This is a genomic window from Bradyrhizobium sp. AZCC 1693, assembly GCF_036924745.1.
Taxonomy (GTDB): Bacteria; Pseudomonadota; Alphaproteobacteria; order Rhizobiales; family Xanthobacteraceae; genus Bradyrhizobium.
In genome coordinates, this window is record NZ_JAZHSD010000001.1 from 1,933,762 (window position 1) to 1,958,581 (window position 24,820).

Annotated in this window: 23 protein-coding genes and 2 pseudogenes; 9 read left to right on the forward strand and 16 right to left on the reverse strand. The window is 60.1% G+C overall.

Translation table 11 applies throughout. The annotated features are described in order from the left end of the window. Positions 1 to 10: 10 nt before the first annotated feature. Positions 11 to 661, reverse strand: coding sequence for a TetR/AcrR family transcriptional regulator (locus tag V1293_RS09545; protein WP_334508799.1), 651 nt, complete (start codon positions 659 to 661; stop codon positions 11 to 13). A gap of 383 nt (positions 662 to 1,044) precedes the next feature. On the opposite strand from V1293_RS09545, the gene V1293_RS09550 reads away from it, so the two are divergent. The 3 genes from V1293_RS09550 (at position 1,045) to V1293_RS09560 (ending at position 2,488) form a co-directional block, all read left to right on the forward strand. Then, the gene (locus tag V1293_RS09550; RefSeq protein WP_334508801.1) at positions 1,045 to 1,767 is read left to right on the forward strand and encodes an NADPH-dependent FMN reductase; all 723 of its coding nucleotides are present in this window, start codon (positions 1,045 to 1,047) and stop codon (positions 1,765 to 1,767) included. 137 nt (positions 1,768 to 1,904) lie between these two features. Continuing rightward, positions 1,905 to 2,039 (forward strand): hypothetical protein, encoded by a 135-nt coding sequence (locus V1293_RS09555; protein ID WP_334508803.1) that lies wholly within the window; start codon positions 1,905 to 1,907, stop codon positions 2,037 to 2,039. A gap of 32 nt (positions 2,040 to 2,071) precedes the next feature. Continuing rightward, positions 2,072 to 2,488, forward strand: a complete 417-nt coding sequence (locus tag V1293_RS09560; RefSeq protein ID WP_334508805.1) for a hypothetical protein — start codon at positions 2,072 to 2,074, stop codon at positions 2,486 to 2,488. 771 nt (positions 2,489 to 3,259) lie between these two features. Here the strand turns inward: V1293_RS09560 and V1293_RS09565 are convergent. From V1293_RS09565 to V1293_RS09580, 4 genes are all read right to left on the reverse strand, one after another. Further along, entirely contained in the window at positions 3,260 to 4,246 is a 987-nt protein-coding gene (locus V1293_RS09565) for a SphA family protein (RefSeq protein ID WP_334508806.1), read from the reverse strand. A gap of 447 nt (positions 4,247 to 4,693) precedes the next feature. Next, positions 4,694 to 5,005 carry a nuclear transport factor 2 family protein gene (locus V1293_RS09570; RefSeq protein WP_334508808.1) on the reverse strand — a complete coding sequence of 104 codons (312 nt, stop codon included), beginning with the start codon at positions 5,003 to 5,005 and terminating at the stop codon, positions 4,694 to 4,696. Positions 5,006 to 5,032: 27 nt separating this feature from the next. Then, positions 5,033 to 6,052, reverse strand: coding sequence for a Rieske 2Fe-2S domain-containing protein (locus tag V1293_RS09575; protein ID WP_334508809.1), 1,020 nt, complete (start codon positions 6,050 to 6,052; stop codon positions 5,033 to 5,035). A gap of 12 nt (positions 6,053 to 6,064) precedes the next feature. Beyond that, a complete protein-coding gene (locus V1293_RS09580) occupies positions 6,065 to 6,472 on the reverse strand; it encodes a GlcG/HbpS family heme-binding protein (protein WP_334508811.1) in 408 nt (135 codons plus the stop codon). Positions 6,473 to 6,653: 181 nt separating this feature from the next. Here V1293_RS09580 and V1293_RS09585 point away from each other — a divergent pair, with 181 nt between their 5' ends. The 4 genes and pseudogenes from V1293_RS09585 to V1293_RS09600 all read left to right on the forward strand — a co-directional run bounded on the left by V1293_RS09585 (position 6,654) and on the right by V1293_RS09600 (position 10,535). After that, positions 6,654 to 7,568 (forward strand): AraC family transcriptional regulator, encoded by a 915-nt coding sequence (locus V1293_RS09585; protein ID WP_334508813.1) that lies wholly within the window; start codon positions 6,654 to 6,656, stop codon positions 7,566 to 7,568. A gap of 588 nt (positions 7,569 to 8,156) precedes the next feature. After that, positions 8,157 to 8,996, forward strand: a complete 840-nt coding sequence (locus V1293_RS09590; RefSeq protein WP_334508815.1) for a hypothetical protein — start codon at positions 8,157 to 8,159, stop codon at positions 8,994 to 8,996. Between the two features lie 94 nt (positions 8,997 to 9,090). Next, positions 9,091 to 9,504, forward strand: a pseudogene (locus tag V1293_RS09595) (LysR family transcriptional regulator); the annotation flags it as partial. 164 nt (positions 9,505 to 9,668) lie between these two features. Further along, positions 9,669 to 10,535 (forward strand): ABC transporter permease, encoded by an 867-nt coding sequence (locus tag V1293_RS09600; protein WP_334508817.1) that lies wholly within the window; start codon positions 9,669 to 9,671, stop codon positions 10,533 to 10,535. A 719-nt stretch (positions 10,536 to 11,254) separates the two neighbouring features. On the opposite strand, the gene V1293_RS09605 is transcribed toward V1293_RS09600, so the two are convergent. The 10 genes from V1293_RS09605 to V1293_RS36120 form a co-directional block, all read right to left on the reverse strand. Then, on the reverse strand, positions 11,255 to 12,262 hold the full coding sequence (locus V1293_RS09605; protein WP_334508819.1) for a glycosyltransferase family 4 protein: 1,008 nt from the start codon (positions 12,260 to 12,262) through the stop codon (positions 11,255 to 11,257). A 23-nt stretch (positions 12,263 to 12,285) separates the two neighbouring features. After that, the gene (locus V1293_RS09610) at positions 12,286 to 13,899 is read right to left on the reverse strand and encodes an alpha-amylase family glycosyl hydrolase (protein ID WP_334508821.1); all 1,614 of its coding nucleotides are present in this window, start codon (positions 13,897 to 13,899) and stop codon (positions 12,286 to 12,288) included. A gap of 1,333 nt (positions 13,900 to 15,232) precedes the next feature. Next, on the reverse strand, positions 15,233 to 15,367 hold the full coding sequence (locus V1293_RS09615; protein ID WP_256476724.1) for a hypothetical protein: 135 nt from the start codon (positions 15,365 to 15,367) through the stop codon (positions 15,233 to 15,235). 48 nt (positions 15,368 to 15,415) lie between these two features. After that, positions 15,416 to 15,664 (reverse strand): hypothetical protein, encoded by a 249-nt coding sequence (locus V1293_RS09620; protein WP_057852780.1) that lies wholly within the window; start codon positions 15,662 to 15,664, stop codon positions 15,416 to 15,418. A gap of 180 nt (positions 15,665 to 15,844) precedes the next feature. After that, entirely contained in the window at positions 15,845 to 16,045 is a 201-nt protein-coding gene (locus V1293_RS09625) for a hypothetical protein (RefSeq protein ID WP_334508827.1), read from the reverse strand. A gap of 48 nt (positions 16,046 to 16,093) precedes the next feature. After that, positions 16,094 to 17,392: a glycoside hydrolase family 130 protein gene (locus tag V1293_RS09630; RefSeq protein WP_334516676.1), complete on the reverse strand. Its 1,299-nt coding sequence runs from the start codon at positions 17,390 to 17,392 to the stop codon at positions 16,094 to 16,096. Positions 17,393 to 17,425: 33 nt separating this feature from the next. Further along, complete coding sequence (locus V1293_RS09635; protein ID WP_334508829.1) at positions 17,426 to 19,711, reverse strand: glycosyltransferase family 4 protein; 2,286 nt, start codon at positions 19,709 to 19,711, stop codon at positions 17,426 to 17,428. Next, entirely contained in the window at positions 19,708 to 20,640 is a 933-nt protein-coding gene (locus tag V1293_RS09640; RefSeq protein WP_334508831.1) for a class I mannose-6-phosphate isomerase, read from the reverse strand. The genes V1293_RS09635 and V1293_RS09640 overlap by 4 nt, the downstream gene beginning before the upstream one ends. A gap of 173 nt (positions 20,641 to 20,813) precedes the next feature. Then, positions 20,814 to 21,005 carry a hypothetical protein gene (locus tag V1293_RS09645; protein ID WP_334508832.1) on the reverse strand — a complete coding sequence of 64 codons (192 nt, stop codon included), beginning with the start codon at positions 21,003 to 21,005 and terminating at the stop codon, positions 20,814 to 20,816. A gap of 617 nt (positions 21,006 to 21,622) precedes the next feature. Continuing rightward, complete coding sequence (locus V1293_RS36120) at positions 21,623 to 21,868, reverse strand: DUF6894 family protein (protein WP_442894225.1); 246 nt, start codon at positions 21,866 to 21,868, stop codon at positions 21,623 to 21,625. A gap of 551 nt (positions 21,869 to 22,419) precedes the next feature. Here V1293_RS36120 and V1293_RS09650 point away from each other — a divergent pair. Further along, positions 22,420 to 22,737: a co-chaperone GroES gene (locus V1293_RS09650; protein ID WP_213290762.1), complete on the forward strand. Its 318-nt coding sequence runs from the start codon at positions 22,420 to 22,422 to the stop codon at positions 22,735 to 22,737. A gap of 138 nt (positions 22,738 to 22,875) precedes the next feature. Further along, positions 22,876 to 24,531, forward strand: coding sequence for a chaperonin GroEL (gene groL, locus V1293_RS09655; RefSeq protein WP_334508836.1), 1,656 nt, complete (start codon positions 22,876 to 22,878; stop codon positions 24,529 to 24,531). Between the two features lie 75 nt (positions 24,532 to 24,606). On the opposite strand, the pseudogene V1293_RS36125 reads toward groL, so the two are convergent. Next, positions 24,607 to 24,780 (reverse strand): annotated as a pseudogene (locus V1293_RS36125) (tetratricopeptide repeat protein); the annotation flags it as partial. Between the last annotated feature and the right edge of the window lie 40 nt (positions 24,781 to 24,820).

The following is a 24,820-nucleotide window of genomic DNA, read 5'->3' on the forward strand; positions in this document are numbered from 1 at the left end:
CCGGCGCGAGCTAGGAAACACTCAAATCCGGCATGGCGCGACGGGCTGTCGCGGACGCCTCGGAGGCACGAAGACCAAGACCTCTCAGAATCATGGTTGCAGCCTGCTCCGCATAGTCCTCGGGCCGGGGAAGCGAGATAACGGCCCGAACAGCCTCGATAGCCGCCCCCATCACAAAATCCACGGCCGTTTCGACGTCTTGCCGAGGTAGCCGGCCGCTCCCCACAGCGTTGGCAATGTCCCGCCTGGGTCCTGCGCGAAACGCAGCCTCAACCTTGTTGATCTTTGGGCGAATGTGCAGAAGGAGCAATGCCCAGCGCGGGTCGGCCTGACTGCGATGTATGATATGGCGAACACCGCACGCAAGCCGCTCCGCAGGATCCTTGATGCTCAACTTGGATATTTCGAACGAATGAACAAGGTCCTGGCGGAGCTGATCACTGATGGCTGTAAGCAATTCGTCCTTTGTCCTGAAATGATTATAGAAGGAGCCCCGGGACACTGCTGCCCTTGCGATAAAATCATCGATGACCGGAAGCTCAAGTCCTCGTTCTGAAATCACCTCGATGGCAGCTTCAAGCAGACGCGCGCGTGTCTTTAGGCGCCGCTCGCGGCCGCTACGTCGGTTGCGTTCGGTGGGGGTCGACAGGCTCACGCCCATGCAAAGAGAGCTCCCATAATGCCGGCCATGCGCCTGTGCTGGATTCAAATTAGCGTAGACGCCCAGCTTCGACCAGTGGACGCGAAATGTGGTTATGCCTGATGGGCATATCACCGATCGCGATCGCATAACGTGCCCCGGTTAGGGTGGTGTACCTGAGGCGACCACATTGTGTGGCGCCATGCGAAGTGTAGTGTCTTGACTGACGAAATTCAGAAGCAACCGGTGGCGAAATCCGAGCCTGGCCCTGAGGCTCGTGGCACGGACGGCACAGTGCACGCCAGAACGGCCGGACAATCCAGGCGATCCAGACTCGGCACCTCCAAGCACCAGGAGACCTGTCCCATTCCCTGCAAAAGCTGTCCTTGGGGAAGAAGAATTCCATGATAGCCAAGATAAGGCGCCCTTCCGATTCCGCCGGCAGCAAAAAGGCGGACGACTCGTCACGCAGTCCGCCTTCAACCAGGCGACCTTACAATGAAGCTACGGACGCTAGCCGGGATGAAGGCTTCGTCGTCGGGCGTCCCTTCCTCGTTGGGATTGGTGGCACCACCCGCGAAAACTCCGGCACTGAACGGGCCCTCTTCGACGTGCTGAACGCCGCCGAAGCACTGGGCGCCAAAACACAGGCCTTTGGCAGCGTCGATCTGATGGGACTCGGCCACTATTCGCCGGGAAATCTTCAGGCTTCGGGTATTCGACTGCTCGATGCCGTACGCGTTTGTGATGGTCTTATCATTGCCAGCCCATGCTATCACGGGTCTGTGTCCGGTCTGGTAAAAAACGCCCTTGATCATCTTGAGGAGTTGCGAACGGCCGAGAGACCATACCTCGAGGGTCGTCCGGTCGGCTGCATAGTGATTGCGGATGGGGTCCAGGCAGTGGGAACCACACTGTCATCACTCCGATCGATCGTGCATGCCCTCCGTGGCTGGCCGACCCCGTTTGGCCTGGCCATGGACAGTCGTGCACTTCAGGCGGAGCCTTCCGATCGCTCCGAGCGGGAGTCCCAAGGGGTTCGCCTTCTTGCGACCGAACTTGTACGATTCGCAACCATGCAGATCTCGATGAGATCCGCTCGCTTGGAATCGACCGCGGCAGAATAACAAAACGCGCGGCGACGTTCGCCGCCCTTAAGATCTCCCGGGAGATCAACCCCGGACGGTTCTGCTCCGCGACGGCGCTGTCTGTACCGAAAACCTTATCCGAGTTGATGGCGTGACGGAATCGCCTAGCTGGCCGAATGATCGGGCTGTTCTGTTTCGTTCTGGCCGTGCTGGCCTTGCCATTCAAGTCGAAGTTGCGGCTTGAGGCTGAGAATGCGGGCTTCACCAGCATCGCGATATCGCCTTTAGCTATTTTCTCGACGGTGGCCTGACAGACTACCAGGGCGGAGCGACCATTGGAGACATGGGGATCAATCTGGCGGGCGCGACCCACGACGCGATCGCCTATCGGCGCACGCTGGCCGCTTCGCGCCTCGAAGGACCCGTGATTTACGAGGGCCCGGGAAAAGCGGGTGCGCCGACGTTCCACTCTGGCGCGCAAGTCGCTCGCATCGTCAACGAAAATCCGGAGGTCATGCCGGACATCAACATACCGGTCGACCGGATCTCCTCGGTATCGACGAGCGTGGCTGGTGTGGCCAGGCGCCTGATCTACGATTACCAGAAGGTTGAACGTGACGGCCGTTCAGTCCAACTGCAGTTCCTTGAAGCAGCCTCACACTTCCGGATCGAAAGCAGGTTCGGAGCACTCGTGCTTGCCTGGGCTGAGGCTCCGACGACATGGGACGATCGCTCGGGGCCCGACCTCTTTAGCTTCTAGATTGACAAGAAGCTATCGGCGTTTTGACAGCAAGCGGGAGCAGATTTCTGAAAAAGGACGACGACTACCGCATACCGCGCGCCATCAACGCGCCCTTGATGCATGAGAAGTTTGCAAGGCTACGACCCCGATGCTACGGACCGAGAGCTTCATCGGCGGAATAGATTTGGAGGCGCATTCGAAGCCAAAATCCTCGGATTCGTGCCCGCGCTCATCTGGCTCTGACGAAGAACTCGAAACCTCAGGGACCGGCGCCTGCGGCCTGCGCCTCAGCGCCCGTCTCCTTATGATAGATGTTATCCTGGAGGGGAAAAAAGGGCCGCTGCTGGATCTCTGGCAGTGGCCTAGTCAATCTCGGGAGGAATAGCAGACGATCCGGCCTGCCAGCGGATCCTGGAAACTCAACAAGACTTGGCCGGACCAAAACCGCGGACTTCGTAGGAGCCCTCACGTGACTCCAATGGCGACGCAGACAAAAGATTTAAAACCTCACGGCTCGGTGCCTGCGGCCTCCGCCTCAGCGCCCGTCTCTTCATGTTAGCCGTCAAGCACTGCTTCCCGATTCGTCTTCTCGATGTCTCCTGTAGGTTGCGGTCAGAATTCGCGTTTGCATCAACCGCGAGCTGCGAAGGGCAGGATCCTTCCTACACTTACCTGCTTCGCTGGTATATTCCTTTCCCAATTGCTTGTTGCGCACACATCGAGCCGCGCACGCCAGTACTCGTTTTCCCCTACGATTTGACTGGCAGTATGTCGCGGCAACTCGGAACGCTAGAACAACTTGGCACCGATGCTTAGGACGCCAATGTTGGCGCCAACTGTGTTCTCACCCCTGACTCCGAGCAGTGTCTTCGCCTTGATATAGTAGGGGCGCCCCTCTAACGTGAAGTCATAGGACAATACCGGACCGAGTTGCAGACCGGCGGCACGCTTGCCATTGGGGTAGACCGGTTGACCGTATTGAATATCGTCGCCAACTTGCTGATAGAAGGTTCCTGCAATCCCGGCCTGGAAAGGACCGAACCTTTCGGTCAGAGCAAAGTCCACATTGATTATGTCGCCGGAACGGTAGTCTGTCGCAGGGTTCTTGAACTGAGCATTGTAAAATAGTCTGGCGCTAAGCTCCGTCGCATCGCCAATGAGACCTCTCGCCGTATAGGTAACCGCGATATTGGGCGCAACGATCCAGTGGTTTCCGCCGGGGTTCACCGCTCGGTCCATGTCGTAATTCCCGATGGGTAGAAAAAGACCCAAACCAGGGGCTATCGCCAGACCGAAGGGGATCGGAGGCCCTCGCTTCGGATCCTGTTCGGAATACGCTGCGCTCGGAAAAAATTTGCTCCAAATGAGGGCATCAACATAGGGGTCGGCGAGGCCGGATGCGCACACCTTGGTACTGCCCGTCAAGCCCGCGCAATCACGCTCGATATCGGCGAATCCTCCGGAGGCAAGTCGGCCGCCAAATAGGTCGAGATCGTAAACATGGAGCGCACCGACACCGCCGAGTAGGCCAGAACTCTTGAAATCCGGAAACTGTTGCTGGGAGCCCGGACCATAAAGCGAATACCCGTCAAGGTTGGAGCCTATAACTCCCGCGTAAAGCCCCGGTGGTGGCAGCAGCGCTGAGCGAATATCACTTCCGCCGATCGGACCACCAAGTCTAATGGAGTCGGCTGCATTTGCTTGCGGTCCGGAGACCATTGCAATGCCAAAGACGACTGCGATCGCTGTCGAGAACCCTCGTACTGCGCGCTTCATTTACTTCTCCCCCTTCCTATATTTTTGATTCTCCGGCAATGGCCGGATCATTTCTCAATTGCAGAATCTTTGGACTACGCGCACGAGTTACGTGCCTCTCGCTGTCCCAGCTTAGAGCGACGTGTCCCCCACAACCTTAGTCAGCCCAATGGAATCCCAGACGCTATCGACTTGGTCTCAAGCGGAAGTTGCCACGCGGTCATGCGGATCCGCACGACGCCGCAGTATTCTAAGACTGAGGTCGAACTGCACGGAGAACCCGCCGACTTCAGCTCAGATATCGAACAGCTGCCCGATCGACAGATGGCCATCCACATGCGACTGCCCCAAAAAAGCTCAAGCACGCACAGCCTCAACTGTCTTCTTCCCTATCGACCGAGCGGCGGCTTGATCCCGCCCTCCGCCTTGGCGCCGTCAACGGCGCTCGACGAGTTAACCCAACGCGGTTCAGCCCAACGTGACGACGATGTGCGACACCAAGTCTCCCGTGAAATGCATCGTCATCACAGACTTCGTCATCGCCGAGTCCACGCGAGCATGGATTGCGTCGCTGTCAATTTTTGGCGCAGACGGCTTGCCGCCCATCGCCGTCACCATGCTAAACATGCCACGAGTCTGGGCTTGTCCTTTCTTGGGCCCCATCGGGGTATCCATTGTGACCGTTTCGGTCACGCAGGCCATTACGCCGTCCAAGTCTTTTGCGGCGAGGGCCTCAAGCAACTTCGTAGCGATGATCAAGCGTGAATCAGAACCGGTCATGCTGATGTCCGTGTTGCGCGATAGAGGTTAGATGATCAGGTCGCCCGCGGGGTTCGCCCGCGGATATTTGCGGACGTGGTTCAGGTAGATCGATAGCCCGCGGTCGGATGCGTTCAGCACATCCTGGCTGAACCGAATGCGCTCGAAGATCGGCGTATCCTCCGTGATGAGTTGGCGGCCGAACGCCTGCCCCATTGCAATCAACTGCTCGATTGCTTCGTCCTCACCTGCTTCGCCCTTGCTCTTTGGCGTGCCTGTAACGGTGAAGTTGGCAGTACGGCCACCCGGCAACGCACAACCGAATGACATCTGCAGCAGCATGCGCCCGTTGATGTCGGCGACCAATGTGATCCCGTTGGTGCCCCACAGCGTCACGTGCTGGTTCATCGGTCCGAATCCCGGCACCACGATCGGCGCGCGATACTCGATCCGGTACGGCGTGATGATGACTTTGTCGGGATCGAAATCCACGGTCATGCCATGCACGGACCGCAGATGCTGAATATCCATCGTGTTGGAGAAGATGACAAACGGATCGACTGGCAGGACGTCCTCCCGCGAGGGCCGATATGTCAGTTCTTCCTCGGCATGCTCAGAAAAGTGAGGCACCTCGTACAACGGCTCCTCGCCGTTGAAGACCCAAACCAACCCCCACTTTTCCTCGACCGGAAACTTGAACAGCCGAGCCGATGCAGATGGCTTGTCGCCGGTTGCGGTCTTCACGCACGCGCCGGATTTGGCATAAGACCAGTGATGGTATGGACAACGGATATCGTCGCCGATCACATCACCGCCGCTGAGATCGGCGCCCAGGTGGCGGCAATACGCACTGGTAACGGCCAACGCTCCGCTCTCTCCGCGGAATGCGATGACGCGACCATTAAGGAAGTCGTACCCCTTAACGCTACCGGCCGGCACGTCCGACGAAAGGCACAGCGGATACCAATTCTGGTCGTACCCACCGACGCCCTGGGGCGGGACGCGACGGCCCCGTTGTGATACCGCGCCGTCGGAGGCTGCATGCGATGCGTTCTGGTCCATGCTCATGCTCCAAATCTCCTATTTGTGTACGCTGGCATCGGCGAGCGCGGCCTCGGCGACGGCCTGATCCTGGGCGTAGTGTCCACCGGCCACGCCAAGCGCGCCAACGCAGATACCGTCAGCGATGATCGGCAGGCCGCCGGGAAGAATATTGATGGCGGATTCCGCATGCAGCGCGGCCACGAGGGCGGGGTCGCCGGATGCAAAACTGGCGACCGCATGCGTAGGGGCACCAAATGTGGCGCTGGCGACCGCCTTGCGGATTGCCTGAAGGCCGCTCATAAAGCCCACGTCATCCATGCGCGCGGCAGCCACCACATGCCCGCCTTGATCGACGACCACGGCAGCGATCTTGACGCTATCGCGTTCCCCGGCCGCGATCGCGCGCGAGACGATGCCCCAAGCTTGCTTGAACAATAACGCCACGAATGCCCCTTCCCTCTGTATCGGCACCTACCGTAAGGCCCTCCCCCAAGAGCGCGTTAGCGCGAGCGTTCAGAAAAGTTTAGCGAGCGTCCGCTTGACAAAGCCCGACGTGCGTTGCCGGATACGGCGAAAGGCGCCCGGCCTCGTCCGAGGACGTCGGAATCAGGGGAGAGATAGCGTCATGCAAGGCGTGTCGGCGATAAGTTCGACTCACTTCTCGCGATCCCAGGTCGGCTACATCGATCTGGCCGGAAGCACCGGCGGGTTCATTCCCGATGCCGAGGCGGCCGCGATCTATGTGATCACCGCCGGAACGGCTTGGCTGCAATTGGGTGGAGCTTCGCAACCCGCCGAACTGGTGACCGGCGACGTAGCGATCGTACCCTGTGGTGACGCGCATTCGCTCTGCTCCGAACCGGGGCGGTGGGAATTCGAGCCTGTTCGCCTGATCGCCGAACAGCGCATCCGCGAGTTCAAGCGATTTCGCCACGGCGCGGGCCCGGTGCGAGTGCAATTCATGGCCGCCCGCTGCACCTGGGAGGATTTCCGTGTCCAGCGCGCGCTGCATGCCTTGCCAAGCCAAATTATTCTGCGCGGAGCGCTTGACCCCGGCGGCTCGTCGGTCGCTAGCCTGGTATCACTGATCGATGTGGAAGCGACGCTCAATCGTCCAGCATCGCCCTACGTCATCAATCGGCTATGCGATGCGCTGATGATGCAGGCCGTCGCGGGCCTACCAGATTATTGCGTGCGCCCGGCCGGCCATCCGGGCATCGCGCGGGCGCTGCGCGCCATCGACGCCGCCCTCGGCGACGAATGGACCAGCGCAGATCTGGCGCGAATCGCCGGGATGTCACGCACCGCGTTTGTGCAGCGATTTACACGTGTGATCGGTCAGGCCCCGGCGCAATACGTGACAGAGCGCAGGCTACAATATGCAGCAAAGCTGCTGCGGGTCGACGGAGTCAGCGTGGCCGAGGTCGCCGACCGTGTCGGATATGGCTCCCTCACATCCTTCGCAACTGCATTCCGAAGGCGCTTCAAGGCGCCCCCGGCACGTTGGCGGCGCAGCGCGCGCGCCCTGAATCCCGGTTAATCAGGCGCGAACAGCGGCGCCGGTAACGCCGCGATATGGACACGACAGACGGATGTTACCGCGCGTCACCCGTTCGGCATTTTTCGACTCGCGCGCCACGATGGTGGTTGCGATGGCTGCGTGACCGGCTGGCCCGCGACCCAAGTGGCCTGAGTAGGCAGCAGCCGAAATTGAAGCTCGATCAACGGCAGGCTGGAGATGCAAGGTCAGATGGTACAGCCAGGCGGATTTGTTAAGCGAACGCTTGCGAAGCTTTTACGAACGCTCGCGCTAACCCACCCTCCTAGCCGCCCCTAGCTTAGGCGCCAAACAGGGGAGGCAATTCGTGGCGGCGCGCGGTGTTGGTTGGCGCGCAACGTTCCATCGGCAGCAAGCGCTGCGTCGCCATGCGCACAGCATTGCAGCCAACGTCCGGGATGTCGACTAGCTCCGCCCCGACCAATAGCGAAATATCGATGCCGTCCGCACTGTTTGCACGACTGACTGAACTTGTGTCGCCGACTTGCGATCGGATTGACATCCCGATCGCAAGGCAAATCGAGCAGTCCGACTAATATGGTTAATATCGTCCGCCACAGGAGTTCGTCCATGAGAATAAGCCACTTCGCCACGGCGCCGCGCGTCGGCGGCAGTCCGCACCGGCCCGGAGGGATCCGTTTCGTTAACTTGCTCGAGGGGACGCCGTTCGCGCGAGACAACTACCTGTTGACGATCGTGGACATCGAGGACGAGTTCTTTACTCCGCGCCACCGCCACAATTTCGAGCAAGTACGGATCATGTTGAACGGCAGCATGAGCTTCGGCGCGGATCAGGTGCAGCAAGCCGGATCAGTCGGGTATTTCTGCGAAGGCACATATTACACGCAGAAGGGGGTGGGAGCCTCCCGCACACTGCTGCTACAGGTTGGCGGCCCCAGCGGGAGCGGCTATATGAACCGCGCTCAGATGGATGCCGGCATAGCGAACCTGCAGAACAAGGGGCACTTCGAACAGGGCGTCTTCAGCTGGATAGACGAGGCGGGACAGAAGCAGAATCGCGACGGTTACGAAGCAGCGTGGGAGCAGGTGTTCGGCCGTCCGATCAGCTACGAGCCGCCACGCTACGACGCGCCGCTGATCATGTGGCCGGACCGCTTTGCCTATGTCCCCGACCTGGGCGAGGATGGGGTCGCGAGCAAGCCGCTGGGGCGCTTCAACGAGCGGGGATTGGACATTGCGCAGCTCCGGCTCGCGGCTGACGCGCGCTATGTGGCGGCGGACGCGGGACAGCACCGGCTGTTCTTCGTGATCGACGGAAACGGCGACGCCAACGGGCAGTCCTTCGAACGTTACGCCGCGATCGAGGTACCGCGCGACGCGGCGGTGACGCTGACAGCCGCGAGCGAATTAGAGTTATACGTCATCGGGCTGCCCCGGTTCGAGACGTAAGCAAGGACGCCACCCGGATATCGATGTTTCCATCACCAACGCAGGGTTGATGGTCCTTTTCGCACGGTCCTGATGCTCCGACAAACTTCGGCACGCGGTGACCGCGGCCGACTACGGAAGCGTGCGTCGAGCCGCAGAACTCCTTCGAATTCGTCACTCGATTTTTAGTCGCTCGATTCGGGAGCTCGAACATTCGCTTGAAGTGATCATGTTTGTCCGGTCTGGAAGCGGCGTAAAGCCGACACTTGCTGGACGAAGTGTAATCCGGATGGCGAGGATAACCCTGGAACAGATCGATGCACTCGTCACAACAGCGCGATCAATAAGTCGGGGAGAACATGGCCGACTTTCCATCGGCTTCTACACCTCGATTTCGTCCGGAAACTTGCGAGCAACTCTGCTTGAGTTCAAAACACGATTTCCAGAGGTGGAGCTTGTAACATTTGAGCGGTCCCGCGCACGCCTCATGACCTCGATGCAAAACGGGGCAATTGGGTCGTCGTCATGAGCCGACGCCCGGGCCGAATCAAGTCGGTGCACAGCATTGCCTATCCCAGTTTTGGGCTGGACCGGCCGACTCCTTTTCAAGCGCGCAAGTGTCCTGAATTCAGTGGGTACTTTCAGCTAATTTGGGACGAACTCGACGTCCACCAAATGCAGTAGGAGCCCGGGATGGCCATTGAAACAATCGCGACAGCGGCCGCGCAGACGGCTCCATCACCGGCGGCTATCACGCAAAGCGCGTCCTACCGAAAATATTTGCGCGGGCTGCGCCGTCGCGCGCTTATTATTCAAGCATGGCAGATCGGCCTCGTTACACTCTTCCTTGGCGTGTGGGAGATCGCGCGCGCCGGGTGGATAAATCCGATGCTCACCAGTTATCCCTCAGCGGTGGCGAGGACGCTCTTCGTCATGCTGCAGGACGGGAGTCTTGTCCAGCATGTCTGGACGACGCTCAGCGAGATCATGATCGGATTTTGCGGTGGCATGGCGCTTGGTCTGGTGTGCGCCATCGCCCTATGGTCTTCGCCATTCCTGTATCGCGTGCTTGACCCATTCATCGTTGTGCTCAACGGCGTTCCCAAGATCGCACTGGTGCCAATCTTCTACATCTGGCTTGGCGATATGGCTTCCATCTATGCCATGGCGATCGCGGTGAGTGTTTTTGTCACCATCATCATGCTCTACACGGGCTTCAACGCCGTCGATCCGGACAAGATCAAGCTGGTTCGATTGTTCGGTGCATCGTATCGGCAGGTTTTGTGGAAGATCGTGCTTCCCGCCAGCATTCCGACCATGATTTCGACCCTTAAAGTCAATGTGGGATTGGCGCTTGTCGGCGTCATCGTTGGTGAGTTCCAAGCCGCGAAAGCAGGTCTTGGATACCTGATCACCTACGGTAGCCAGATTCTCCAGATGAACCTCGTGATGACAGCAATCGTGGTCCTCGCAGCGATTTCCTCGGTGCTGTTTATCGCGATCCAGGCACTTGAGACAATCGTACTTCGACGCAGCGGTTCACTCCGCTCGTCGAGCTGACAAGGTCACGGCCGCTCGTTTCACGACGTATCCTGCACTAGCGAACGTGAACAGATTCCGGTTTTCATTTGAGACACCGGACGATCGTCCCGTACATTTGATGGCGCGGAAGCCACCGATGGCCGCTGGACGTCCAGGCAAGTATCCCTGCATCTCGTCACAAAGTTCGCTCCGCGAGAATAGACCTTGCCGAAGGTATTAACCGCGGAGGGAGCGGGTCCCTTTCTATCGAGCTCGCTTGTCGGGTTCGAGTCACTAGAACGCCCAACATTACCATTCTTCGCTGTTACGCTGAAGAGCAGCGCCCTACCCCACCGGCGAAACCAACGCCGGTCTGCTCGCCATGCCGACAAACGAGATCAGTTTCTCGGTCGCAGGTGGCTGCACTTCCCTCGCCAATTCGATCGCGTCGAGCACTGACTGCTCAAGTTTGCCATCATTAGATTTTTCTGGATCTCCCGGTGCACACGTCGTGCACACAGCGCCTTCTAACTGATTGAAAAACTTAAACTCTCGCTCCAATCCATCATGGGGAAATTTGAGCTAGGTCCATCCAGCCAGAGACGGCCAAATCTAGCATGGGGCACGAACGAGTGGGGTTTGGCTGCGAACTGCCGACTTCCGGTCTGGCCCCGTCAACGGACATCGCCAAAGCCGTCCGGCATTTCTCAAAAAGTGCGACAAGCAGACGAAGCTAGGCAATGAAGCCGAGAAGGTCCTCAGCCAAGAAGCGATCGGTACAAGTCCAGATACCGATCAGCCATCCGGTCGACCGTAAAACGCTCAGACACCGTTGCTCGGCATACGGCGCGATCAATTTCGCCGACACGGCTGATCGCATCTACGGCTTCATCGACGTTGTTGACTAAGAAACCAGTCACGCCATCGTCGATCAACTCGGGCATCGATCCGCGGTTGCAGGCGATCACCGGCGTGCCGCAGGCGAGCGCCTCCACGACCGATAGTCCGAACGGCTCGTCGAAATTGATAAGATGGAGCAGCGCGCGGGCTGAGCCCAGGCCTTTCGTGCGGGCCGCTCCGCCCACCGGGCCGCGATAGACCACGGAACGCTCGTTTAGCGCGGGCACGACCTGCTCGTTATGATAGTCCTGATCCTGGACGATACCGGCCATGATCAGCCGCCGCCCCGCTCGACCTGCCGCCGCAATCGCCTCGGCCGCCCCCTTGTCCGGGTGGATACGGCCGAAGAAGAGCAGGTCTTCGCTGCCGTGCGGGTCGAAGGGAAAGTCCTCCAGCCGAATACCGTGGTGGATTGTTGCTGCATAGCGCAGGTCCGGATGGCGATCGGCATCGCTGATCGCGACATAATGGACGCGATCCTCGTATGCCTTGAAGGCGGGCAGGATGCGCTCCGAGGAGAAGCCGTGGATCGTCGTCACCACCGGTGTCTCCACCAACCGCGAGAATGCGAGCGGCACGAAATCGGCATGGTTGTGAATGAGGTCGAACTCACCCGCGCGCTCGAATACATGGGCGACGTGGAGCATCTCCCATACCTTGGCGTCGATGGTGGGGTGCTCAGAATAGGGCGCCGGGCAGACACCGGCCAGTTTACCCGCCGTCCGGCTATCCTTCGTGGCGAACAAGGTGACGTCGATGCCGCGCGCCACCAGCGCCTCGGTCAACAGGCTCGTCACCAACTCCCATGGACCATAATGGCGCGGCGGCGTGCGCCAGGAGATTGGAGCTAGCATGGCAATACGCACGCGGTTGTCCTTCGTTGCTTTCGTTAGTCGGCCGTCAGAATCACGCCCTCGTCCGCCCGTAGCAGCACGGCACCGTCTCCGGCCAGCGCTGCGTCGGCGACAGTGGACAACAGCACCCGGCAATCGCTCGCCCAGTCCGGCAGCTCCAGGCGATGCGAATGTTCCCCGAGATTGAGTGCTACGATCAATCGCTCGGCACCGTGCCGACGCTCATAGGCGAGTACATCGCCCTCCGCGTCCAGTAGCGCAAAGTCGCCGATCGCCAACGCTGGATGCGCGCGCCTGGCGGCCAGCAATTGGTGATAAAGCGCCAGGATCGAATGAGGCTCCTGCGCCATCCGCGCAACGTTGCGAATAGGCCAGTCGTCATTGAGCGGCAGCCAAGGCTTAGCCGTGGTGAAGCCAGCATTCACGCTCCCGTTCCACGGCATCGGCGTGCGGACCGGATCGCGGCCCAAGGCGAGCCCGGGTTCGCGCAGCCCTCGCGCATCCTGAACCTGGGCAGACGGGATTGCGACATCGCTCAAGCCCAACTCGTCTCCGTAGTAGAGGGTGGGCGTGCCGCGGAGCGTCAGCAGCAGCATCGCCGCGACGCGGGCCTGGGCCTGCCCACGCTTGGCTGCGACGCGCGGCCGGTCATGGTTGCCGAGCACCCAATTCGGCCAAGCGCCTGGCGGAAGCGCCGCCTCATAGTGGGCGATCAGCGTTGCGAGGGAGCGCGCCTCCCATGGGGCATCGATGAGCTGGAAGTTGAAGGGCAGGTGCACCTCTGCCCGTTCCCGGCCGTAATAGCGCAGCAGCCGATCGACCGGCAGGTAGATCTCGCCGATCAGTACGCGTTCGCCCCGTCCACTGGCGCCATAACTATCAGCGATGGCGCGCATGTCGGCGGCGATCTCGTGCACCTCGGGCTGGTCGGTCGAATGGAGCTGGAGCACGCGGTGCAAGTCGCCCATCGCCGGCTGATAGGCAAGGTTGGGCGGATTGTCCGGGAAGTCTGCCGCCTTGACCAGGTGCCACAGCACGTCGATGCGGAGGCCATCCGCGCCTCGGTCGAACCAGAAGCGCATCACGTCGTACATCGCCGCTTTCACAGCCGGATTACGCCAATTGAGGTCCGCCTGCTCCTTCAGGAAGGCGTGGTAGTAATATTGGCTGGTGGCCTGGTCCCACTCCCATGCCGAGCCGCCGAAATCGCTGATCCAGTTGTTGGGCGGCCCGCCATCCGGCGCGGGATCGCGCCAGATGTACCAGTCCCGTTTCGGATTGTCGCGCGAGGCGCGGCTCTCGACGAACCAGGGATGCCGGTCGGATGTGTGGTTGGGCACGAAGTCGAGCAGAATCTTGAGCCCGCGCGCATGGGCCTGTGAAAGCAGACTGTCAAAATCGGCAAGCACGCCGAAGCGCGAATCGACGTCGCAATAATCGGCGACGTCATAGCCGAAATCAGCCATCGGCGAGGGGTAGATGGGTGAGATCCAGATGGTGTCGACGCCAAGGCCGGCAAGATAGTCGAGCCGCCGCTCGATCCCCTTGAGATCGCCGATGCCGTCGGCGTTCGTATCTTGAAAGGAGCGCGGGTAGATCTGGTAGATCACACCCGTCCGCCACCAGAGTGCTCCGAACGAGGCCGCCAACTGAGGCGACCCTACTGCGGCGCTTGCAGGCCGGGCGACGAGAGCCACTCATTCACACGGCAAGCGGTTACAGCTTGGCGAGCTTTTCTGATCCTGGCGTCGCGCAACGAACCCGGCGGGAGTTCCTTCGTCTCGTCCTTGAGGCGCATGGCCTCCGGCATCAGACGGTCTTGTAACGGCGCTGTGAGTTGATTGCGTTGGATGCGGGGCATGGTGGCTCTCCGAAACGGGCGGGAGCACAACACTCTCAGTCACCGATGGAAGCCGAAGGCGGGGCGGTGATCGGACGAGTAGATTCCCTTTATGTCCGGTTGCCAACTTAAGAGATTTTAACACTCCGAACCCTTGTCCAAGACGGATCAGGACACTGCCCGCAGGGACAATTTCGGGTCAAAGTACCGAGCTACCGGTGCCGACCGAAATCGGCCTTTCGCTGGACCAAACTAGGCTACTAATGCAGACAGCGCCCCCAAGCCGAATAATGCTTGGTGGCGCTGTGTTGAATCCGGACAGTGCAATCCCCCGGCAATTATCTGTCTGCGGAGGCGCAATAAGGTTCAACGACCCGGGGCAATCAAAGCGGCCTTACTCGTCGATCTCTCGGAGCTTCTGCTCAAGTTCCGCGATCTGAGTCCTGATGCGCCTCAGGAGTTCCTCGTCCGCGGTCCGGTCCGCCAACTGGCGGTACCTCACGATCTCCATTTCGAGTTCAACACTTTGCAGCGCACGGCCGGACCATACATTCAGGTCGTAGCGGAGGGAAGCGCGGCCCGTGGCGGATCGGTAGACGTGCGCGACTCCAAATCGGGTTCTGCAAGGACTACCGGTTCGTTCCGGCAGAGGCACCAAGAAGCGTCGCTATCCGTTCAGTCCCTCGATACCGGGCCTGCTGCAACGCCCGGGCATGGCCAGGAAGCAACAATCAACAGCCGCGGCAGATACCCTTTAGCTTGGCGGTGGTTCGGGCGTCTTCGGCGATGAAGGGGTCTTTGTAGGGCGGCCGCGACGTGTCGCTTTCAACCGCCGCAGGCTTTTGAATTCTCGGCGGAGACGCCGCATCGTAGCAGGCAAGTCGCCCGCTCGTGCTTTCGATTGTGCGACATTCCGGTCCAGCGGCGAGAGCGCCTTGCGCGCAGGCGCAGAGCGTCAATACGGCGAACGTAATTTTCATCCGATTTCCTTTGCGGGTGGTATCGCCATTAGAACAGGCCGCGCCCACGAAGCAATGGGCCAATCAGCGCCACCCGATCGCGCAGCCCTGCGGGAACGCGCTTTTGCGCGCGCGCTCGAACGCGTCAGTCCAGCGCATCGCTTTACGTCGACGCTTGCGTTGCTATTTCTTCTTGCCGGACGCGAAACCCGGTTGCCATCCCGCGGCCTTTTGGCTTGGCGCCGCAGCTATTGTCTTGATCTTCTCTTTCTTGGGCTTCTTGGCTTCCCGGTTACCTTTTTGCTCGCCCTTGGCCATCTCGATCTCCTTTGGTTTGATGATGACGCCGTCATTGCACGCCGAATTTCACATTGTCGCGTAGCGCGTCGCAATTTTCATCGCGCCGTCGATCTCTTCGGCCAGTTCGACTTCCCCGATCTCATGCAGACGGGAAACCATGATCGATGCCTGGGTCGCAGCCATGGAGAACGGCTCGCCCGTTTCATAGCTGAATTTGATGCGCCAGATCCCCCTGTGGTTACGATGCGGCTCGATCAGCAACACCGGAAGATCGGGTAACCCATTCTCAAGCAGGAGTTTCGACAGCGTAGGCATCACCTCGTCCCTTCAGGTCTGGCCGACGCCTGAAAGGACATGGCGCCAAGCCTGCTTCATCGGCTGCCGTGGGATTTGGGGCTTGAACCAGGAAGTTCGTTCGGCGCAACCCGAAGACTCGCATTTAGCAACTGTGCGCCCATTGTCCGCGAATAGCCATGCATTAATTGATGCTGCGGCTCAGCCCCTTCGCGAAATGACTTCCTCTCCACTGATGGCGCGATCCAGCGCGTCGATCAGCATCTGAATCTCGATGAACTTGTTGCGTGCCCGCTCAGCCTTATCCCGGTCAAAAGGAGCGGCCAGCACCTTCGCATGCCCGTCCCTGTCCTCGATCATGCGCGCACGGGCTTTCTTCAGCGTTTCAAGTCGCTCGCTCATTCAGACTCCCTGACCTTTCAACGGGCGATGGCGCTGCACAAGCGGCGGTCAACTTTTCATCGCCTGCATCAGCGCCGAAATCTTGATGGTCGCGAAATTGGAGAAGGTATCCGACACCGCGTATGGCAGAATGATGTGGTCGTTGTGCCGCATTGCCCCGCAGGTATAGACGACGTTGGGGACGTATCCCTCGCGCTCCGACGGCTCGGGCCGCAGCAACGGCTCGCGGGAGCGGGCTAGCACCTTCGAGGGGTCGTTCTTGTCGAGCAACGCCGCCCCGATCGAGTATTTGCGCACCGGGCCGACGCCATGCGTCAGCAGCAGCCACCCTTCATCGAGCTCGATAGGCGATCCGCAATTGCCGATCTGAACGAACTCCCAGGGAAATTCCGGCTTCAGAATGGCCTGGCCGTCGCCCCAAGTGTACAGGTCGTCCGAATAGATCAGGTACAGGTTCTCATTGTCCTGTCGCGCGATCATGGCGTATTTGCCACCGATCTTGCGCGGGAACAGCGCCATGCCCTTGTTGCGTGCCGCAGGACCCCCCAAGGGCGCCAACCGGAACGACATGAAATCGCGGGTCTCGATCAGTTCGGAACGGATCGCCCGCCCGCTATAGGCGGTATAGGTGGCGTAGTAGGTTTTCCCGCCACCATCGCTGAACTCGACAAAGCGGGCGTCCTCGATGCCGTTCGATTGGGATTCGGTAACCGGAAAGATGACACGCTCGCTGAGCTCTTCCTCGGGCTTGAAGATCAGTTCGACATGATCGCCGTCCGGTCCGGATACGCGATTGCAAATCCGGGGACTCGAGGCAAGCCGCGCTGTCGGATCAACGGTCAGACTGCCGTCGGCTGCGAATGTGCCGCCCCGAAACGTCAGTGACGACACGTGCCCTTCACCGATCGCACGGAGGCTGAGAATGAAGCGCAGGCCGCCCTTCGGCGCGTCCGATTGGTCGGGGTGCGGCACGATGCTGGGGTTGAACAAAGCAGAGGCTTCGAACGAATACTCATTGAGAAAATAGGCCCCGATCAACTGGCGCTGGATTTTTGAAAAGCTTCCATGCGCTGCGAAAGCCTCCTCCATTTCGTTCGCGCGGGCCTCGAACCTCTCCAGCAGGTTCCGATGCCGACCGAGGAAATTTTCAAGAACATCCGCGAGCTGGGAGGCAACGGCTTCGGTGTCGAGGGCAAGAACCCGGTCGACGATATGATTTGCACGCGTCTTGTCGGTCGGGTTGAGATCGCGGGGTTCAGTCGCCGGCTTGAACGGGCGCACGATCACCCGCGCGGGATCGGGACGCAAATAAAGTGCCTGTCGGTTCAGGAAGATGCCCTGTGACACGGTGTCCTCGATCGCTTGAGCAGGAGGCAAGATTCAGGCGCCCATGGCGCGCAGTGCCGCGGGTTTGGTCAGGCCGGCGTTGACGCGCGCAAGCTGGCGAATCTCCGCAAGCCCAAGCAGATAGCACACCACCGACTCGCCGCCGCGATTTTCATTGGCACGATCGGGGTGCAGTCCATCGCGGCAACTGCCGGTGTGCGGATCGACCAGCGCCACCGACAGGTCGTTGCTGCCGAGAAACCAGGTGAAGGCACGGGTCGCAAGCGCTTTCCACTCGGCATCGCCATCCGCCCGCCATGCCGCAAGGCAGGCAGCGATCGTCGCCGTCGCTTCCACGGGCTGCTGATCAAATGCGCGGGGAAGTTGCCGCAATTCGCCGAAGCCGGCGGTGCCGACGGGGCGGAAATGCCCTGCCGGCGTCGTTTGTCGCGTCATCAGCCAGCGCAGAGACCTCAATCCGGCCTGCACGTATTCAGGCGTTTGCGTCGCCGCGCCTGTCATCATCAGCGCCTGCGGCAGGCGGGCGTTGTCGTAAGCCAACCCTTCCTCGAACCACACCCAGTCCGGCGTTTCGACCGAAGCCAGACAGGACATCAACCTGTCGGCAAGAGAATGCCGGATCTCCTGGGCGTGAAGATCATCGGGAGCCACGCCGCAATAGGCGCCCAAACCCAGCAGGGTGAACGCCCACGCCCGCGGAGAGCGAAAGGTCTCTACAGTCGACAGAGCCTCGGCGAACAAGGCAGCCGCCCACCGGCGCCGCGACGGAGTTGCGTCGCTGCGCGCGGTTTCGCCGAGCGCCCAAAGCGTTCGCGCGTGACTGTCTTCGGACCCGCTGGCTTCGAGCCAGGTTCGATTGAAGCCCATGAAGTTGCGAAACCGCCCGGTGTCAGGATTCCATGCATGCTGCACGAAAGCGGCGAAGCGAGCCGTCAAGACTTCCGACAGCGGCTGTTCGCCTGGACTATTGAGGGCGCAGGCCAAAAGCATCGCGCGGGCGTTGTCATCAACGCAATAGCCGTGCGAGCGATCGGGCACCGAATGCACGGCGTGCTGGAACAGGCCGGTATCGTCGCACATCGACAGGAAATAGCCGATTTGCATGTCCGGCGCCGCAGGGCCACCTGGCTCCGGAACGCCCGTGTTGGAGGGCGCAATGACCTTGAGCCAGTGACCCTGAGACGCGCTCTCGAAAACCGACATGTAGTGCTCGGCGGTGCGTTCCCACGTCATGGTTCTGCTGACCGCATAGGCGCGCCGGCACATCGCCTGCCGGCGAACGTCATCGGTGAGCAATTCCGCGATCTTGCTACCGATCGCCGTCGCATCACCAAACGGCACCAGGACGCCGCGTCCATTGGCCAACAGTTCGCGAGCATGCCAGTAAGGCGTCGAAACGACGGGCTTCCCCAGTCCGAAGCTGTAGGCCAACGTTCCCGACGTCATCTGCGCCTCGTTGAGATAGGGCGTGACATAGACGTCGCACATCGAGATGAATTCGAGCAGCGTGGGCAGATCGACGAAGCGGTCGAGGAACACAACGTGGTCCTCCACGCCAAGTTCGCGGACCCGCCTCATCAGTCTGTTGCGATACGCCTCGCCCTGGTCTCGAACTAGATTCGGATGCGTTGCGCCAAGGACGACATACAACGCATCGGCGCGACGCTTCAGAATCGACGGCATGGCGTCGATCATGACTTCGATGCCCTTGTTGGGGGACAGCAGGCCGAATGTCAGAATGATCGACTTTCCGTCAAATCCGAGCCTTGCCTTTGCCGCATCGGGCGCGACAAGCGCGACGTCGGGAATGCCGTGGGCTATGACCTCGATCTTGTCGTCCGGCACCTGATAGACGCTGCGCAGCAATTCGCGGCCCTTGTTGGCCATCACAACGACCTTCGACGACGCATCGACGATGCGCTCCATGACCGCGCGTTGCGCGGCGGTCGGATTTGCCAGCACGGTGTGGAACGTCGTCACAACAGGCATGGTGAGGCGCGACAGCAGTTCGAGGACGTGGCCGCCGGCTTCGCCACCGAAAATTCCGAATTCGTGCTGCAGGCACACGGTGTCGAACCGGCCGGCATTCAGGAAGTCTGCTGCACGGATGTATTCTTCGATCTTGTTATCCTGGATCTGAAAAGCGACCGCCTTGGGATAATCATAGGTTTGGCCATGATCGGTCATCGCCACGATGCAGGTCTCCAGATTTGGGCGTGACGTCGATATCGCCTGCTGCAGGTCCGTCGTGAAGGTTGCGATCCCGCAGCGGCGGGGTAGCGAATTGCCGATAACGGCGATGCGGCGGAGCGGTGTCATGCTTGTACCTCGACAGTCTCGCTTGATTTCGGCGAATGGCCGGCGGACATGCCGGCAGATTTGGTCAGTTCGCCGGCGTCCTCCAGCAGGGCGGCAACGGGGTCAGGTCCCGGATAAGCCATCAGGCCGCTCATGCCGCTCGCGCCGACCTCGATGTCGGTTCGATCGCCCTCGATGAAGACGGCGTCACCGACCGACATGCTCGTCAACCCGATCCGCGCCCGGCCCTCGATTGCAAGGATCCAGGTTTCCCGATCGGCATTGAGTGCCCAATTCGAGTTCGCCGGCAGGTCGATCAACTCAACGACGAAATGCTGGCTTGTGATCAGGGCTGTTCGAGCCGTGGTGATGCGTCGTGGACCAGATTGGGGCTGAACCGGCCCGGCGTCGGAAACAGCGACGGCGCGTTCTTCATGCAGTTCGCGCTGCCTGCCATAGTCAAACAGGCGGAATGTCGTGTCGCCGCGCTGCTGAATCTCGGCGAGCACGATACCGGCGCCAATGGCGTGGATCGTGCCAGCGGGGACGAAGATGATGTCGCCTTTCGCGACGGGACGCCATTGCGTGAGATCGGCAATCGAGCCGTCCCTGATCGCTGCGCGCAATGCCTGTGGCGTGAGTCGCCGCTTCAGTCCCAGCGCAACCCGCGCGCCTGGGGCTGCTGCGAGAATGTACCAGGCTTCAGTCTTGCCGTTCGGCAAGCCGATTGAGCGGGCAAATTCATCGTCCGGATGAACCTGAATCGACAGGGGCTCGCTGGTGAACAGCAATTTGAGCAGCAGGGCCGGGATGGCTGCATGCTTATGCGTGCGCTGGAACCACAACTCTCCAACCGGGTCACCGGCAACGTCGATGCTGCTCCATGGATGGAGATCGCCTACCCCCCACGGTTTGCGCGCAACCTGCACGGCGGCATGCTCGATGGCCATAGATTGTCCTGACCCGTAACGCGCATATCGAGGCGATATGCCGTTGGTCGATACCGTTGATATGATTTGGCGTGGCTAAGGCGTCGCGACGGGATGTGCGCGTTTGTCGCGATCCCGCTGGGCTCCTGATCAGATGGGTACTCCGGCGTCAGATAGCAACCTTCCTGGGTCCATTAGCGTTTGGTCGCCCAGGACGGACGCGCGCCAGTCCAGGCGGGAAGCGAATCCCATTCGGCCCACCGCATCCGGCGCTCCTCATCGCCGACCCTGATAAAAACAAAGGCCGCGTCATCCTTGCCGGTTTTCGAATCAACAAAGATTGCCGGAACACCGTATGCGTCTCTGACGATCGCCGTATTTGCCATTCCGACTCCTGCTTTCTGTTAAGCGCTCGGATTCCCATTGCCGGCATATCACTCGAGGCGAACTACCACTGAATAATCACGGCAGCAGCGATCAGCAGCGCAAAAAAGATCGGCAACAGCACCGGAGGCACCAGCCAATCACGAAGATCGAATTTGAGGGTATCTGACATGTGACCGCCTTTTTTTGGTTAAGGCGGGAGCGCAACGCTCTCAGTCACCGATAATAGCCCGGGGCGCGCGGTGATGCGTTAAGTATAGTGACTATCTGCCGAATAGCGAGGAGAATCGCAATTTGTTTTGGGGCAGATCGTTATGAAGATGGTGGGTTCAAAAGCTTCGCGCTTCCCCTGCCCGCGCTTCTCGAATGTATGTTGAGCGCGCGTTGTGAAAAATATTCGGCAGCTTCTCGATCGCGATAATCCGGCGGACTCGTTCGTAATTACTGACGACTTTGGGTCATCTGGCTGTATCAGCGGCGCGAAAAGCATTCCGATTTCTCGGCTCAAGATCGGCAGTTTCCACATGAGTGGAGGGCAAGCGGTTGCAGGTGAACTCATCAGCAGAGCGGTATCAGCGCGAACTGGCTTACCTCCTCAGCATCCTCTAGCGAGGACGCCTTAGTGCTTGAGCCGTTCTATCTGGAACGTGAATTTGGCTTGTAACACCGGTCCGGTGTCGTCCCTGACTTCGATAGCCATCCGGTGTCCCGCTCCATTGTGGGGCCTGCGGGACGCGTCCCTCGCCACGTCTGCCAGCGAACGCGCGGCCTCTTCTTGCACAGCCTCCATGGTAGAGAGTTCCAGACCCTCATCGTCGCGGGTCAGTTCGTCACCGTCTCGCAAGTCGAAAAAGTATCGCTTCATAACAACGTCGAACGTCAGGAAACCAAAAGCGTTCCTAGCTGATCTGGAGCGGCCTAACAGGACCCGCGATTAGGCGGTAGGAAGGCACCCAGGCCGTGTTCCAGCTTTCCATGGTCTGGTCGCAGACCGAACACTCGAAGCTGCTGATCTGGCGTTCGGGAGCCATAGACTCGGTGCGGTTGTAGACCGCTCCGCAAATACAGGCTCTGTGACGGGTCTCTTCCATTTGCTCATTATGCGCCGCGAATCGGAATTAGGACACTTCCAAATTCAACTTAGGACACCGGGGCTTAAATACGGACAGTACCGCCGGGCTATAAGAACAGGTCCGAAATCTAGGACATTTCCTGAACACGTTAGACGGCACACGACGGCTTCCGAGCCCTGCTAACCGCTCCGGGTCCACTTTGGGAATTGAATTAGCAACCTCGTGGGCCAAAGCCCTTGCGCCCCAGTGTTACAAGCTTATGTGAAGAGCGGCTAGCACTCGCTCGTTGCGACTGCCAATCCAGAAATAATCACAAATAATCACAAAAGCCATGGAGGATCGCATGAAGTTCCGTCCGCTCCACGATCGCGTCGTGGTCAAACGCATAGACGCCGAAGACAAAACCGCAGGCGGCATCCTCATTCCGGACAGTGCCAAGGAAAAGCCCTCGCAGGGCGAGATCATCGCCGTTGGTCCGGGCGGCCGTGACGAATCCGGCAAGCTGATCCCGATCGACCTCAAGGTGGGTGACCGCGTGTTGTTCGGCAAGTGGTCGGGCACCGAGGTCAAGCTCGATGGTCAGGAACTTCTGATCATGAAGGAAAGCGACATCATGGGCGTCCTCACCGACGTTCCTGCCGCCAAGAAGAAGGCCGCTTAAGCGCTTTAGCCCGTTCCCTCATCCTGAGGAGCCGGCGCAGCCGGCGTCTCGAAGGAAGAGGCCCTGCAATCCAGATCTCATCCCTGAGGAATCCGCCCAATCGCGTGGACCTTGGGATCTGGAAATACGGAGATCATTATGTCAGCCAAGGAAGTCAAATTCGGCGTTGATGCCCGCGACAGGATGCTGCGCGGCGTCGAAATTCTCAACAACGCGGTGAAGGTCACGCTCGGTCCGAAGGGCCGCAACGTCGTGCTCGACAAATCGTTCGGCGCCCCCCGCATCACCAAGGACGGCGTCACCGTCGCCAAGGAAATCGAGCTTGACGAAAAGTTCGAGAACATGGGCGCGCAGATGGTGCGCGAAGTCGCCTCCAAGGCGGCGGACGCTGCCGGCGACGGCACCACCACCGCGACCGTGCTGGCCGCGGCCATCGTGCGCGAAGGCGCCAAGGCGGTTGCCGCCGGCATGAACCCGATGGATCTGAAGCGCGGTATCGACCTGGCGGTGGAAGCCGTGGTCGCCGACCTCGTCAAGAACTCCAAGAAGGTCACCTCGAACGAGGAAATCGCCCAGGTCGGCACCATCTCCGCCAACGGCGACGCCGAAATCGGCAAGTTCCTCTCCGACGCCATGAAGAAGGTCGGCAATGAGGGCGTCATCACGGTTGAAGAAGCCAAGTCGCTTGAGACCGAACTCGAAGTCGTCGAAGGCATGCAGTTCGACCGCGGCTATATCTCGCCCTACTTCGTCACCAACGCCGACAAGATGCGCGTTGAAATGGATGATGTCTATCTTCTCGTCTACGAGAAGAAGCTCTCCAGCCTGAACGAACTGCTTCCGCTTCTGGAAGCTATCGTGCAGACCGGCAAGCCACTCGTCATCATCGCGGAAGACGTTGAAGGCGAAGCGCTCGCCACCCTGGTCGTCAACCGTCTGCGCGGCGGCCTCAAGGTCGCTGCCGTCAAGGCTCCGGGCTTCGGCGATCGCCGCAAGGCCATGCTGCAGGACATCGCCGTTCTGACCGGTGGTCAGGCGATCTCGGAAGATCTCGGCATCAAGCTCGAGAACGTCACCCTGCAGATGCTCGGCCGCGCCAAGAAGGTGATGATCGACAAGGAGAACACCACCATCGTCAACGGCGCCGGCAAGAAGGCCGACATCGAGGCGCGCGTTCAGCAGATCAAGGCGCAGATCGAGGAAACCACCTCGGACTACGACCGTGAGAAGCTGCAGGAGCGTCTGGCCAAGCTCGCGGGCGGCGTCGCGGTGATCCGCGTCGGCGGCGCGACCGAAGTCGAGGTGAGGGAGCGCAAGGATCGCGTGGATGACGCGATGCATGCGACCCGTGCGGCGGTTGAAGAAGGCATCGTGCCGGGCGGCGGCGTCGCCTTGCTCCGTGCCTCCCAGCATCTCAAGGGCCTGCGCACCAAGAACGACGACCAGAAGACCGGCGTCGAGATCGTCCGCAAGGCGCTGTCCGCGCCGGCCCGCCAGATCGCGATCAATGCCGGTGAAGACGGTTCCGTGATTGTCGGCAAGATCCTGGAAAAGGAGCAGTACTCCTATGGCTTCGACTCGCAGACCGGCGAGTACGGCAACCTGGTCGCCAAGGGCATCATCGACCCAACCAAGGTAGTTCGCGTGGCGATCCAGAATGCGGCCTCGGTCGCGGCTCTGCTGATCACCACCGAAGCCATGGTGGCCGAACTGCCGAAGAAGAACGCCGGCGCAGGCGGCGGCATGCCTGCGGGTGGCGGCGGCATGGGCGGCATGGGTGGTATGGATTTCTAAGTCCAACCGTTCAGCGCTCAAAAAGAAAAAGAAAGGCCCGGCAGCGATGCCCGGCCTTTCTGCATTCTCGTGCCTTTGATCGCGGTTGCCCTGCTCAATTTGCCTCAGTCCGTAATACTGACGTCAATACATAGTTCGGATCGGCTTTCAGCGCGCGTGCGAGAATTTGTAGTCGCCGGGCTTGCGATAGGAATAGCCAATCAGATTGCCCACGTTCGGGTAATCGTCCTGGCCAAGTGCCTTTAACTGCTTGCCTGCGTCTGGGACTGAGTCGAATTGCAGTAACGCT

Bases quoted from the DNA above. Each gene is read 5' to 3' on its own strand.
- V1293_RS09545 (WP_334508799.1), bottom strand. From the start codon at position 661: ATGGGCGTGAGCCTGTCGACCCCCACCGAACGCAACCGACGTAGCGGC.
- V1293_RS09550 (WP_334508801.1), top strand. From the start codon at position 1,045: ATGATAGCCAAGATAAGGCGCCCTTCCGATTCCGCCGGCAGCAAAAAG.
- V1293_RS09555 (WP_334508803.1), top strand. From the start codon at position 1,905: ATGATCGGGCTGTTCTGTTTCGTTCTGGCCGTGCTGGCCTTGCCATTC.
- V1293_RS09560 (WP_334508805.1), top strand. From the start codon at position 2,072: ATGGGGATCAATCTGGCGGGCGCGACCCACGACGCGATCGCCTATCGG.
- V1293_RS09565 (WP_334508806.1), bottom strand. From the start codon at position 4,246: ATGAAGCGCGCAGTACGAGGGTTCTCGACAGCGATCGCAGTCGTCTTT.
- V1293_RS09570 (WP_334508808.1), bottom strand. From the start codon at position 5,005: ATGACCGGTTCTGATTCACGCTTGATCATCGCTACGAAGTTGCTTGAG.
- V1293_RS09575 (WP_334508809.1), bottom strand. From the start codon at position 6,052: ATGAGCATGGACCAGAACGCATCGCATGCAGCCTCCGACGGCGCGGTA.
- V1293_RS09585 (WP_334508813.1), top strand. From the start codon at position 6,654: ATGCAAGGCGTGTCGGCGATAAGTTCGACTCACTTCTCGCGATCCCAG.
- V1293_RS09590 (WP_334508815.1), top strand. From the start codon at position 8,157: ATGAGAATAAGCCACTTCGCCACGGCGCCGCGCGTCGGCGGCAGTCCG.
- V1293_RS09600 (WP_334508817.1), top strand. From the start codon at position 9,669: ATGGCCATTGAAACAATCGCGACAGCGGCCGCGCAGACGGCTCCATCA.
- V1293_RS09615 (WP_256476724.1), bottom strand. From the start codon at position 15,367: ATGGCCAAGGGCGAGCAAAAAGGTAACCGGGAAGCCAAGAAGCCCAAG.
- V1293_RS09620 (WP_057852780.1), bottom strand. From the start codon at position 15,664: ATGCCTACGCTGTCGAAACTCCTGCTTGAGAATGGGTTACCCGATCTT.
- V1293_RS09625 (WP_334508827.1), bottom strand. From the start codon at position 16,045: ATGAGCGAGCGACTTGAAACGCTGAAGAAAGCCCGTGCGCGCATGATC.
- V1293_RS09635 (WP_334508829.1), bottom strand. From the start codon at position 19,711: ATGACACCGCTCCGCCGCATCGCCGTTATCGGCAATTCGCTACCCCGC.
- V1293_RS09640 (WP_334508831.1), bottom strand. From the start codon at position 20,640: ATGGCCATCGAGCATGCCGCCGTGCAGGTTGCGCGCAAACCGTGGGGG.
- V1293_RS09645 (WP_334508832.1), bottom strand. From the start codon at position 21,005: ATGGCAAATACGGCGATCGTCAGAGACGCATACGGTGTTCCGGCAATC.
- V1293_RS36120 (WP_442894225.1), bottom strand. From the start codon at position 21,868: ATGAAGCGATACTTTTTCGACTTGCGAGACGGTGACGAACTGACCCGC.
- V1293_RS09650 (WP_213290762.1), top strand. From the start codon at position 22,420: ATGAAGTTCCGTCCGCTCCACGATCGCGTCGTGGTCAAACGCATAGAC.
- groL (WP_334508836.1), top strand. From the start codon at position 22,876: ATGTCAGCCAAGGAAGTCAAATTCGGCGTTGATGCCCGCGACAGGATG.